Raw genomic sequence first — 12440 nt, forward strand, 5'->3', positions numbered from 1 at the left:
ACAGGTCTTTGTTCTTGTTGTTCTGTTTCAGCAGAGTGACGCGGAAAGAACTCCTGCGCCTTTTAGTGAACTCAACCGTAGAATACGCTGCGTGGTGCCGGGCTTTTTTCGGAAACCACGCCTACGGCTTGTGCTATGAGGACTTTACTTCACCACCCACGCGCCATCCCTGAACAATTTCATAAGAGTGGGTGTGAATTTCGATAATGGTGCCGAACGGGTCACGGCAGTACACCATCCGATAAATCGCAGACGGGGGGCGGTCATCCCAAATCTCTGAAATCTGACTGCCACCGGTTTCGACAATCTTGCTGATCAGCCCCTCTATGTCCGGGTCCGTAACGCATATGTGGAAAGGGCCTGGGTGATCAAACCGGATATCGGTCGTGTGAGGCCGTGAAGCAGGCAATACTGGCTGAAACAGTTCAATACCCACTCCCCCACCCGTGGACAGATGCGCAATGCGCACATGCTCACACCGCTCCCCCAGCGCATCCTGAAACTGAGCCACCGCCGGTGGCCTGGCGACCAGATCGAACGGACCACTGAACAGCCGATAGCCCAGAACGTCCCCATACCATGCAATGGCACGGTCGATATCCGGCACACTGATGCCGATATGATTAAGGGGCCGGGTCATGAAACAGCCTGCGCCATGACGCCGATCAGATCACTTTCCGATGGTTGCTCGACCGGCGGCAGAATAACCATCTGGTCCTGCTCTATCCCTTTCCGCGCCGCAAGAGGGGGCAGCGACTGAGATTTCCCGGTGCGCAGCGCTTCCTCTACCGCAACCAGAACACGTACATCCCGCAAGCCTTCTTCGCCATCCGGTTCAGGATTCCGGTCATTCAGAATACATTCCGAAAAATAGAAGGTTTCTCCGCCAAACTGCTCAACGGGGCCATAAGTATGCTGCTCTTTTTTCCCATCAATCAGCGTGGAGTACGTAATGGCGGCGGATGGGCCGAAAGCATAGCATGGGTCAACTTTAACGCTGCCCTTGCTCCCAAACAGGCTCATCCCTTCCACCGGAGCGGAGGCATAACTGACCATGAAATCTGCAATCTGGCCATCAGCAAACCGTAGAACGACCGAAACCGTATCGTCAAAATTGAAGTCCCGACCTGGCGTGCGTGTACCAACAGCCGTGACCTCCACGGGTTCAGCCCCAAATAGATGGCGCACCGCGTTGATGGGATAATTGCCAAGATCCGGCACCGGCCCAGACCAGTATCCCCCACGGGCACGATGGTTTGATTGCGGCACATCCTGCCCGAACACCGAACTGAACCCGACAAGCGTACCGAAGTCTCCCTCGCGGCAGCGTGACACCAGCTCCACCGTTGTGGGCTCACAATGCAGACGGTAGGCGATCATAAGCTTGCCGCCACCGCTACGCTGGGCCTGCAGGATTGCTTCGCAATCTTCCACGCTGGTTGCCATGGGTTTTTCAAGCAGAAGATGCAGGCCCGCCTCCAGCACCGGCACCGCATACTGCCTGTGCAGCCCATTCGGCGTTGCCAGATAGACGGCATCAATCTCTCCTGATGCCAGAAGCTCAGGCAGATCATCATAATGCCAGACCGGCACACTATAGCGGGCTTCAAGGGCTTCCGCCTTCTGCATGTCGCCTGTTACCAGAGCCGCCAGGGTCGAATTAGCAGCCCGCTCGATACCGGGAATAAAAGACTGCTGAGAGATTTGCCCGCAGCCGATCACGGCGTAGCGAATTTTTGTGTCATGGATAGGCTGGTTCATGGTCGTTTCTCCATGAAGTCATGGGATATGGGGCGTTATGCCTTCTCGTGCTGCCGGGATTTCTCCTGATGCGGCATCTTGTCTGTGGGCACGGCGCGCCAGGCAGCCGACTTGCTCGAGGCGTGAATGGCTTCCACCAGTGTCTGGATACGCAGACCCGCCCGGAAATTGAACGGTTCAGGCTGATGGCCAGCCAGTGCCTCCAGATACCGTGCGACTTCTATCGCCTTGAGGTCATTAAAACCCAACTGATGTCCAGGTGCTACGCAGAACAGACCATACGGCGCATGCTCTGGCCCCGCTTCAATACGGCGGAACCCTTTGCGGCCTCGCGCATCGGTGGTCGAGAAGAAATGCAGTTCGTTAAATCGCTGCTGGGTAAAGGCAAGCGCACCCTTTGTGCCGTATATCTCAAAGTCATGCTGCATAGTGCGACCGGTGGCAATCCAGTTCCCCTCAACAGATCCCGTCGCCCCATTCTCGAAGCGCAGAAGCGCGCGACCAATATCGTCCACCTCTACGGCACGCGTACCCCCCTTACCGTCCGGCCGCGTCTTGATAACTGTCACACAATCCCCCATCACCTGTGTGATAGCGCCTGCGGCTGGTGCCATCAGAAATTCGGCAGTTGCAAGGGCATGGCTACCAATATCAGCAAGAGCCCCACCACCCGCCGGGTCAAGACGGAACGTAAAGGGAGACGCGGCGTCCGCCATATAATCTTCCGCATGCAGGCCGCGGTATCCTCTGATTTCCCCCAGTTCACCCGCCGCAATCATGTCTCGGGCCAGGGCGAGCATGGGATTGCACAGATAGTTGAAACCGACCTGTGTTTTTACGCCCTTCGCCTCCGCCGCTTCGGCCATTTCCCGGGCATCGTCTGCAAGCGGAGCAAGGGGTTTTTCACAATAGACATGCTTGCCTGCAGCAATCGCCGCTAACGCCATTTCCTTATGAAAGGCATTAGGTGCAGTAATATTCACCACATCGATTTCAGGATCGTTAACCAGCGTGCGCCAGTCACTGGTGGAGCGAGCAAATCCCAGAGCATCTGCGGCCTTCGCGGCGGCCTCATCGGAAATATCAGCCAGACACGTCAGTTCCGGCTGAAACGGAAGGTCAAACACACGGGACGCAGTTGAATAGCCAAAGGCATGGGTCCGGCCCATAAAGCCACTGCCAATCAGGCCAATGCGTAGTTTCGGTTTGGTCATTTCACAAATTCCCTATTCACAATAAGGGCGGGATCCAGTGCCCCTGCAAAAAAATCCAGAACGTTTTTTACGGAATAGACAGCCATGCGTTCGGCCGCCTGCATGGTCAGCCCGGCGATATGGGGGGTCAGGATAACCTGATCCATTTCCAGCAACGGGTTATGGGTGGACGGGGGTTCGGGGTCGAACACGTCCAGGCCGGCGGCAGCAATGTGCCCGCTAGACAGGGCCTCAGTCAGAGCAAGCTCATCCACCACGCTACCGCGCGCGGTGTTGACAAGAATGGCTCCCGGCCTGAGGTGCTGCAATTCAGCCGCTCCCAAAAGCGGCCGGTCCCCCTTGGGCACGTTGACCGAAATGATATCCGCCCACTCCAGCCCTTCCTGCAGCGTTTCAACGCTGCCAACCGTGCCGGGCGGCCATTTGCCCTGGGCAGCAAGGTACGGGTCATACGCCCGGATTTCCATGTCAAACCCAGCTGCCATGGTGGCAAGATGGCGCCCCGTGCGGCCATAGCCGAGGATGAGGAGCCGCCTGCCTCCCACCTCCCCCGCCATAAGCTTGTTACGCCACTCCCACTGCCCATCCCGCACCGCCTGATCTGCCCGGACCAGATACTTGGCGCAGGCAAGGATGAGCGTCATCGCGTGTTCGGCGACGGAGACAGAATTAACATCCCCTGCAATACACAGGGTAATGCCACGGACCTCCAGCGCCGGCAGGTCAACGGCGTCATACCCAACGCCATGACGGGAAACGATTTTCAACTTCGATGCCCTTGCCACAGTCGCAGCAGAAAGCGGCTGGGTTCGCAGAACCAGTGCGTCGGCATTCGCTATAAACGGAGCGTAACTGTCTTCCGATATTTCTTCGATATAATCATAGGTTATATCCGAAGCGCGATCGAGCAGAGCAAGACCTGCTGAATGGAGGTGCCCTGCAACAAGGATATGGGGCATCAGTACACGCCCCCCTCGACAACCCGCACGCTATCGCGGCTGAGCAGCTTGCGAAACTGCGCAACACTGGCACCCGCCGCAGCCGCAAGCAGCCGGGAATCCCCCGATACGGTGGTCATGTTGAACCCCCAGCCTATGGCGCGGACGGCGTATTCGGGCGTGCCACAATGCAAGGCTGCGCGAATGCCACTATCCTGACAGGCCCCAAGGATTTCATGCAGGCTTTCAATGATCTCCGGTTCTTCACGGTCAAAACCGGGAGGCAGACGTCCTGCAGCCAGACTGAACGTCAGGTCCGCAGGCCCAACGTAAATGCCGTCAAGCCCCGGCGTTGCAGCAATTTCAGCAAGATTGTCCATGCCTTGCTGCGTCTCGATCATGGCAAACGCGAGAATTTCGTCATTCGCGCCACCGGCATAGTTACTGCCCGCAGCAAACGAGACCCGGGTGGGGCCAAAGCTGCGCTGCCCATAGGGCGGATAGCGCATGTAACTTACAAATTCGGCTGCCTGTGCCGCCGTATTGACCATGGGACAAATAATACCGTAGGCGCCAGCATCAAGCATTTTCATGATGATGCCGGGTTCCCTCCACGGCACACGGACCATAGGCACCACGCCAGATGCACGCATGGCCTGCATCATGGGCAGCGCACTGGAGTAATCCAGCGCACCATGCTGCACGTCTATGGTGACTGAATCGTAGCCTTGCGCCGCCATGATTTCAGCCGTGAAAGGATTGCCAATGGAACACCAGCCATTCAGCGTGGGTTTTCCCTCGGCCCAGAGTTGTTTGAGACGGTTGGGGATCATGTCAGAACACCACCTGTGCCAGTTTTACATCCAGATAATCCAGAATGCCTTCGCTCCCCCCTTCCCGGCCCATGCCAGAAAAGTTGGTGCCACCAAAAGGGGCCTCTGCTGCTGCAAGTGCTGCGGAATTGATGCCCACCATCCCCGCCTTCAACTCCGCAATTGTGCGCCGGGCTCGTTTGGGTGACCGGGTAAAGGCATACGCGGCAAGCCCCATATCTGAGGCATTGGCGCGGGTCAGAACTTCGTCATCGCTTGAAAAACGGGTAATGGCGGCAATGGGACCAAAATTTTCTTCTGCCATCACGCGCATGTCATCCGCGACATCGGTCAGGACCGTCGGTTCATAAAAATAGCCACTATTGAACCCTGACGATCGTTGGCCGCCCGTGCGCACCTGCGCGCCACCGGCAACAGCATCGGCAACAATAGTTTCTATTTCCGCCAGTCGGTGCGCATTGATGAGTGGCCCCATGCCCACATTTTCATCCAGCCCGTCACCGAGCCGGATGGCCTTTGCTCGCCCGACCAACCCGTCTACAAACGCCTCATACAAGCGGTCATGGATAAAAAAGCGATCAGGCGCCACGCAGACCTGACCAGTATTGCCAAACTTTGCCTGCGCCGCCGTATTGAGGGCGAGATCCAGATCCGCATCATCGTAAACAATCAGCGGTGCGTTACCGCCGAGTTCCATCGAGACTTTCTTCATAGTGTCGGCAGCATCACGGATCATCTGCTGGCCGATGCGCGTGGACCCGGTCAACGAGACCTTCCGCACGGCTTTGGTCGCCATAATCGGCCGGTAAGTGGCATCGGTTGATCCCACGACCAGATTAACAACGCCGGACGGCAAATTTCCGGCCCGACAACAGTCAAACATGACCATGGCCGTGCCCGGTGTCTGGGACGATGGACGGGCGATGACGGAACAGCCCGCAGCCAGTGCCGGGGCCATCTTGCGGGCCAGCAAAGATGCGGGAAAGTTCCACGCTGTAAACGCAGCAACCACACCGACCGGCTGATGGCTGACATCAAATCGGCCGCCCGGCACTCGGCTTTCTATAATGCGGCCATAAATACGGCGGGCTTCTTCTGCATACCAGCGGAACTGGTCGATACTCAGCCCCCATTCACGACGCGACTGCGCCAGAGGTTTGCCTGTTTCACTTGAAATCATTCGCGCCGCTTCTTCCGTGCGCCGGATCATTTCATTGGCAATCGCATGCAGGGCATCCGCGCGTTCCTGGGCGGGTGTGGCAGACCACCTGAGCAACCCGGCCTGCGCGGCTTCTATGGCAGCCTGCGTGTCCTCAACGCCTGCACTTGGCACGTCTCCAAGGGAGTTTTCCGAGACGGGGCTGATGACGGGTTCGGTCGCTTCCTTAGCTGCCTTGCGCCATGCACCATCAATAAACAATCCGAAATTCGTGTACATTATTCGGTCCCTGTTATTATTATGACACGACCTGCAACGATTGACCTGATCGCCGCTACGGTAAAAGCAGACAGGTATTTCTGGTTCCCCGTCTCAGTAAAACCACACTCTTTGTTGTTGGTTCTTCTGCCTGAATCCAATCAGTCAACTTTGTAAGAGCAGAAGTATTTTTTCACGAACCAGTAAAAAGCAGTCAGGTGGCGTTTCACTATCCCAAAACGGGGAGAATGACGGCCTGAAAGCAGAGTGAACCGACCTCTCCGTTCACGCTCCTCTCTTCCTTGTTTACAATTGCAACTAATGTTGCTCATTTATTTTATTGTCAACATATATTGCGTTTGGATATGGTGGCCATAACCCGTCAAGGGAGGAAATAAAAATGAAACAGGCGACAATCCGCCTCACTACGGCTCAGGCTATTGTTCAATGGTTAGTCAATCAGTTTACAGAAATAGAAGGTCAGCGCGTTCCGCTTTTTCCCGGAGTCTTTGGCATTTTCGGGCATGGAAACGTCAGTTGCCTTTCTGAAGCGCTCGAGGCGGTGCAGGACAGATTGCCCACATGGCGCGGGCAAAATGAGCAGTCGATGGCACTTGCCGCAACGGGTTTTGCAAAAGCTCAAAGGCGACGGCAGATCATGATTGCCGCATCCTCCATCGGACCGGGTGCGTTGAATATGGTGACAGCCGCCGGCACAGCACATGCGAATCGTCTGCCTTTACTTTTGCTGGCAGGTGATACCTTTGCCTCCCGCCTGCCCGACCCGGTTCTGCAACAGGTCGAACATTTCAATAATCCCTCAATAACCGTCAATGATGCCTTCAGAGCCGTAACCCGGTACTGGGACCGGATCATGCATCCGGCGCAAATCCTGCCATCTCTGCCGCAAGCCACGGCTACAATGCTTGACCCCGCCGATTGCGGTCCGGCCTTCATTTCCCTGCCGCAGGACATTCAGGAAATCGCTTTTGATTATCCCGTCTCTTTCTTTGAAGAAAAAATCTGGAGCATTCCCCGTCCGCGCCCGGACCGACACAAACTCGCGCAGGCAGTGGAACTGCTAAAAACTGCCAAAAAACCACTTTTGATTGTAGGCGGTGGGGTACGATATTCTCAGGCAGAGGACGCGGTTGCGGCTTTTGCAATCAAGCATGGCATCCCAATTGTGGAAACAATCGCAGGCAAGGGTAGCCTTACCCATCATCATGAAGCCCATGCCGGGCCGATTGGCATTATCGGTTCCACCTCGGCCAACGCGCTGGCGGGGGAAGCTGACGTGATTGTTGCAATCGGCACCCGGCTGCAAGATTTCACGACCGGATCATGGACGGTCTTCAGTCAGACAGCACGGTTCATATCCATCAACACCGCGCGATTTGATGCGGTCAAGCACCGCGCAGTTGCGGTTGTGGGCGACGCACTGGAAACCGTAACCGAATTCGATGCCCTGTTGGGAGACTGGAAAGCCGACCCGCAGCACATGCAGCATGCGCAGCATCTGTTTGCTGAATGGGACAAGCTCCTGACACAATTGCAGACCCCGACCAACGCCCCCATCCCCACCTATGCGCAGGTTGTGCATGTCGTGAATGATGCGGCGAGTGAAAACGATACCATTATTACTGCGGCGGGTGGTCTGCCCGGCGAGGTGTGTAAAGGCTGGCGGGTTAAAGCCCCCAATACTTTCGACCTCGAGTTTGGCTTTTCATGCATGGGATATGAGATTGCCGCTGGCTGGGGCCATGCGATGGCAAACAAAGGACCAGGAGGAACGGGCGGCACACCCATCGTCATGATTGGGGACGGCACCTACATGATGATGAATTCTGACATCTATTCCTCCGTGTTGACAGGCCACAAAATGATTATCGTAGTCTGTGACAATGGTGGTTTTGCAGTCATCAACCGCCTTCAGCAAGCTAAGGGGGTTCCCGGTTTCAATAACCTGCTTGTCGACTGCCGGGTGCAGCAGCCAGCCAATCCTCTTCATGTCGATTTTGTCAAACATGCGGAATCAATGGGCGCACTTGCGCGCAAGTGCGACAGTCTGGCTGAACTGACATCCGCCCTTGAATGGGCAAAAACTACAGACCGGACAACTGTTTTGACCATTACCACGGATGCCCATGCCTGGGCCCCCGGTGATGCAGACTGGGATGTTGGTGTTCCGGAAGTCTCCTCCCGCGCATCCGTACAGGCAGCAAGAAAACAACAAGAAGAAATCCGCGCGAAACAGCGTGTTGGAGTGTAACAGTCATGAAAGCAAAACTGGGTATCGCGCCGATCGCATGGTGGAATGACGACCTCGCAGAACTTTCGGATGATGTCAGTCTGGAAGAATGTCTCCGTCAGGCCAGTGAAGCAGGCTTCACCGGCATGGAAACCGGACGGCGTTTCCCAATGGACATGAACGAACTCGGGCCAATCCTGAAACGCTACGACATCTCAGTCTGCGGGGGATGGTTTTCCGGTCTGCTGCTGGATGGTGATCTGGAAGCGGAGAAAGACCGCATCCGTGCTCAGATGGATTTTTTCATTGCCGCGGGCGCACCCTGTATCGTGTATGGCGAAACTGCACGCTCCATTCAGGGGATTCGGTCAGCGCCTATCGCGACTAAGCCGTGCCTTTCGGAAGAAGATATTCGGACCTATGGGCGCAAAATGACAACATTTGCCGAATGGTGCGCTGATGAGGGCATGCCCCTCGCCTATCACCATCACATGGCCGCCCCGATTGAAACCGAAGCCGAACTTGACCTCCTGATGCGGCACTCGGGCAAGGCGCTGCATCTGCTGTTTGATACGGGACATATGTATTTTGCGGGGGGCAACCTGCTGCGTGTCATTGATAACCATCATGCCCGCATCAGCCACGTCCATACCAAGGATGTACGGAAAACTGTGATTGATCGCATTGACCGCAAAAAAGAGAGCTTCCTTGATGCCGTCGTAAAGGGAGCCTTTACCGTGCCGGGAGATGGTTCGATTGATTTCCTGCCCATTTTCGAACGACTTTCCTCCTATGACTACGAAGGCTGGTTTGTTGTGGAAGCTGAACAGGACCCGACCCTCAACCCGCCGCTGGAAATGGCCCGCAAGGGACATGCTGCCCTCATGCAGCTTATGGCGCAGGCGGAATATAGCGTAGCGTCATGAACCGGATAGATAACAAAATCTGCGTGGTTACAGGGGCCACGCAGGGCCTTGGAGCGGCGATTGCGCGCCGACTTGCCGCCGCAGGGGCCAGGGGGATTACCATTACCGGACGCAACGAGCCCCGCGGGATAGCGCTTGCGCGGGAGGTTACGGACAGTTCCGGCGTGCCGGTGTTGTTCATCCGGGCCGACCTTGAATCCGTCGCAGACTGTCGGGCTGTCATTGCCCAGACTCACCAGCATTTTGGGCGGGTTGATGTACTGGTCAACGCGGGCGCGCTAACACAACGGGGCACCATACTGGATACACACCCGGAGTTGTTTGACCGCATATTCGCAACCAATGTGCGCGGCCCCTATTTCCTTATGCAGGAAGCAATCCGGCATATGATCCATGACGGCATTGAAGGAGCGATCTGTAATATCGGCTCGATCTCGGCACTTTCGGGGCAACCGTTCATTAGCGCCTACTGCGCCTCGAAAGGCGCATTGGCAACATTAACCGCCAACACGGCATTTTCCGTCGCGGGCAACCGGATCCGCGTCAACCAGCTTAATATCGGCTGGATGGCATCGGACAAGGAACAAGAAATTCAGATAGCGGAAACGAATGACCCTGCCTGGATGGAAAAGGCTGCGGCCACGCTTCCGTTTGGACGACTTGTCTCACCCGAGGAGGTGGCACGGGCCGTGAACTTCCTCGTCTCCGATGATGCCGGGCTCATGACCGGGGCTATTGTCAATTTTGATCAGTCCGTATGGGGCGCTGCAGCCCGTGGCATGCCCACACCTGAAGGGCCGATGCACTGGCCCGCAAGCTCCGGAGTCTGAACTCTTCCAGCTCCGTGCGCATCCTGTCGCTATTTCTGTGTAGCGACAGGTATCCGGGGCTTGCTGGGGTTGTTTTGTAAGCGCGACGCCAAAGCTACAACCAATGCCTGCGTTAAGCACATCGGAGCGGCCAGCGAGCGTGAAAAAGTATATTCATGCTCTGGCACGCAAAACAGCACGCTCGCACTCCGCCCCAGCGGGGAAAGAGTGCTATCGCTGATCGCCACGACCGGGACACCTCGTGCGGCGGTTTCCTCCATGATATTGACAACTTCGCTGGCATAGAAGCGGAAAGAAACTGCGAACAGCAGGTCAGAGTTACGAATAGCCTTGGCCATATGGGTAGCAAGCCCCCCCGCACTGTCCAGCAGCACTGTCCGCTTCCCCAGCATTGTCAGCGTGTAACGCAGAAGCTCGACCACAGGAGCGGAACGTAACTGGCCTATCAGGTAGATCGTATCGGCCTGCTCCATAAGGTCGACAGCCTGCACAATCTGCTCAGGGCCAATATTTGCCAACAATTCCTGCAATGAGGAGATATCGCGCCCGATCAGATCCTGCAGAAAACCCATCTCGGTGCGATCTTCGCAGGTATCCAGCTCGTCTTCCAACGCCCTGACACGCGCGTTGAACCCCAGCGCCGCCGTAGAAAGACGATGCCTGAAGATGGCCTGAAGATCCTTGAAGCCTTTATAGCCCAGGGATTGGGCAAAACGGACACACCCCGAGGCATGAACACCACATTTTTCGGCCAGAACATGAACCGAATCAACCGCAATATCATTCGGGTTTTGCGTAATATATAAAGCAATTTTCTGATATGACTTACTCAAATCAGCATATCGGTCATGAATGACACGGATTAACTCTTCATACGTGGAGGGAGGTTCCCCTACGGTCGCTGCCTGCTTCTTTTCCGATACCTTCATTCTTTCCCGACTATCCATTCCAAAAGACGTAACTCCAACCGATGGTTCTGATTATGCGCGAGATAAGGCTCCCGTGCCTCTTTCACCCTCCGGATCGCAATGCCATTCTTTCCAGCAAAGACAACGTAGCAGCATAATATTTTCTAGCTAACCAACGATTGATTCTACACAATAAAACGACATATTCATGTCATCCTACCACCTTGTAGTAAACAGTCGTTATGATTAGACTGCGTCTCTGTCTCCTAAACCATGATGAGGCCTTTCAGGGGCAAGATATATTTTTTATTATATAATCTTAAGATTTTAGAATTTTTGATTGAAAGAATTCTCAAACCTTGATGTAGGGAACGCTATCTTCACATGAAGGGCCACTGATATGATTGTTTCATCTGGCCTGCCAGATATCTAGACAGCGTATCTGGTGTGCCTGAAGCGGTCCGAAATTCGGCTAGGCCATCAGGCTTCTCATACACCAGGTTTCATCAAACGGAAAAAAGCTGCACCGACCGCCATCAAGGGGCTCGAGCTCAGAGAGAATACTCCGCCATTGCGCCTCATTTTCATAAATAGAAAAATCAGATTGCTTTTAATACTACTCATACCGGATTGTCAGTTGAGCAACATTATCACAACTGGCTTCCAATACATCATGCACGTCAACTGAACCGACACCAGCAGGCGTGCCAGTCATGATCAGATCACCCGCACGCAGGGTCACACTATGGGATAGCGCAGAGATCATTTCCGGTATGGACCATATCAAATCACTTATGCGACCAGCCTGCCGCAAGACGCCATTGACCTTGAGGCTAAGAATACTCTGATCCAGGCCTTCTACCTGAGTAGCCGGTCGGATAGCGGAAATCGGACAGGCGTTGTCAAAACCCTTGGCAAGACTCCATGGACGCCTGTGCTTCTTAGCTTCTTCCTGCATGTCACGCCGGGTCATATCCAGTCCCACTGCATAACCATAAATGAGTTGAGAGCCTTCCTCTGGCGTAAGATTAGCTCCGCCTGCATTGAGCGCAACAACCAGTTCGGCTTCATAATGAAATTTCCGTGTCTGGGGCGGAAAGGGCAGCACGGAAAGTGTTGTAATACTATCAGCCGGTTTGGTGAAAAAAAATGGTGGCTCACGCTCGGGATCACTCCCCATTTCACGACTATGTTCCGCATAGTTGCGACCAACGCACCAGATGCGCCCAACAGGAAACCTTGCGTCCAGACCGTCTATTGGCAGTGTCGGAATTGCAGGCGGGAACAAAAAGGAAAAACTTTCAGTCATGAAACGCGCTCCGGGGCCAGGTTAGGAAATACTGCCAGAACAATACGCTGGGG

Annotated in this window: 11 protein-coding genes; 3 read left to right on the forward strand and 8 right to left on the reverse strand. The window is 55.1% G+C overall.

Going from position 1 to position 12440, the window contains the following annotated elements; translation table 11 throughout:
- Positions 1-133: 133 nt before the first annotated feature.
- From ACHQGU_RS09545 to ACHQGU_RS09570, 6 genes are read right to left on the reverse strand one after another with little or no spacing between them, the layout of a single operon-like run.
- Positions 134-640, reverse strand: a complete 507-nt coding sequence (locus ACHQGU_RS09545; RefSeq protein WP_253559275.1) for a VOC family protein — start codon at positions 638-640, stop codon at positions 134-136.
- Positions 637-1761, reverse strand: coding sequence for a Gfo/Idh/MocA family protein (locus ACHQGU_RS09550; protein WP_395494874.1), 1125 nt, complete (start codon positions 1759-1761; stop codon positions 637-639). Before ACHQGU_RS09550 ends, ACHQGU_RS09545 begins: the two co-directional genes overlap by 4 nt.
- A gap of 35 nt (positions 1762-1796) precedes the next feature.
- On the reverse strand, positions 1797-2975 hold the full coding sequence (locus ACHQGU_RS09555; protein WP_395494875.1) for a Gfo/Idh/MocA family protein: 1179 nt from the start codon (positions 2973-2975) through the stop codon (positions 1797-1799).
- Positions 2972-3934, reverse strand: a complete 963-nt coding sequence (locus tag ACHQGU_RS09560) for a hydroxyacid dehydrogenase (RefSeq protein ID WP_395494876.1) — start codon at positions 3932-3934, stop codon at positions 2972-2974. Before ACHQGU_RS09560 ends, ACHQGU_RS09555 begins: the two co-directional genes overlap by 4 nt.
- Entirely contained in the window at positions 3934-4746 is an 813-nt protein-coding gene (locus tag ACHQGU_RS09565; RefSeq protein ID WP_395494877.1) for an HpcH/HpaI aldolase/citrate lyase family protein, read from the reverse strand. The genes ACHQGU_RS09560 and ACHQGU_RS09565 overlap by 1 nt, the downstream gene beginning before the upstream one ends.
- Before the next feature lies 1 nt (position 4747).
- Positions 4748-6184: an NAD-dependent succinate-semialdehyde dehydrogenase gene (locus ACHQGU_RS09570; RefSeq protein ID WP_395494878.1), complete on the reverse strand. Its 1437-nt coding sequence runs from the start codon at positions 6182-6184 to the stop codon at positions 4748-4750.
- 379 nt (positions 6185-6563) lie between these two features.
- Here ACHQGU_RS09570 and iolD point away from each other — a divergent pair, with 379 nt between their 5' ends.
- Genes iolD through ACHQGU_RS09585 form a run of 3 tightly spaced genes read left to right on the forward strand, consistent with a single transcriptional unit; the run spans position 6564 to position 10170 of the window.
- Positions 6564-8435 carry a 3D-(3,5/4)-trihydroxycyclohexane-1,2-dione acylhydrolase (decyclizing) gene (gene iolD / locus ACHQGU_RS09575; protein WP_395494879.1) on the forward strand — a complete coding sequence of 624 codons (1872 nt, stop codon included), beginning with the start codon at positions 6564-6566 and terminating at the stop codon, positions 8433-8435.
- A 5-nt stretch (positions 8436-8440) separates the two neighbouring features.
- Complete coding sequence (iolE, locus tag ACHQGU_RS09580) at positions 8441-9340, forward strand: myo-inosose-2 dehydratase (protein ID WP_395494880.1); 900 nt, start codon at positions 8441-8443, stop codon at positions 9338-9340.
- On the forward strand, positions 9337-10170 hold the full coding sequence (locus ACHQGU_RS09585; RefSeq protein ID WP_395494881.1) for an SDR family oxidoreductase: 834 nt from the start codon (positions 9337-9339) through the stop codon (positions 10168-10170). The genes iolE and ACHQGU_RS09585 overlap by 4 nt, the downstream gene beginning before the upstream one ends.
- 29 nt (positions 10171-10199) lie before the next feature.
- On the opposite strand, the gene ACHQGU_RS09590 is transcribed toward ACHQGU_RS09585, so the two are convergent.
- Both ACHQGU_RS09590 and ACHQGU_RS09595 read right to left on the reverse strand, forming a co-directional pair.
- The gene (locus ACHQGU_RS09590) at positions 10200-11099 is read right to left on the reverse strand and encodes a MurR/RpiR family transcriptional regulator (RefSeq protein WP_253559069.1); all 900 of its coding nucleotides are present in this window, start codon (positions 11097-11099) and stop codon (positions 10200-10202) included.
- Positions 11100-11694: 595 nt separating this feature from the next.
- Positions 11695-12387, reverse strand: coding sequence for a fumarylacetoacetate hydrolase family protein (locus ACHQGU_RS09595; protein ID WP_395494882.1), 693 nt, complete (start codon positions 12385-12387; stop codon positions 11695-11697).
- Positions 12388-12440: the final 53 nt, after the last annotated feature.

It is taken from the genome of Acetobacter sp. KSO5, assembly GCF_044094635.1.
GTDB lineage: Bacteria > Pseudomonadota > Alphaproteobacteria > Acetobacterales > Acetobacteraceae > Acetobacter > Acetobacter cerevisiae.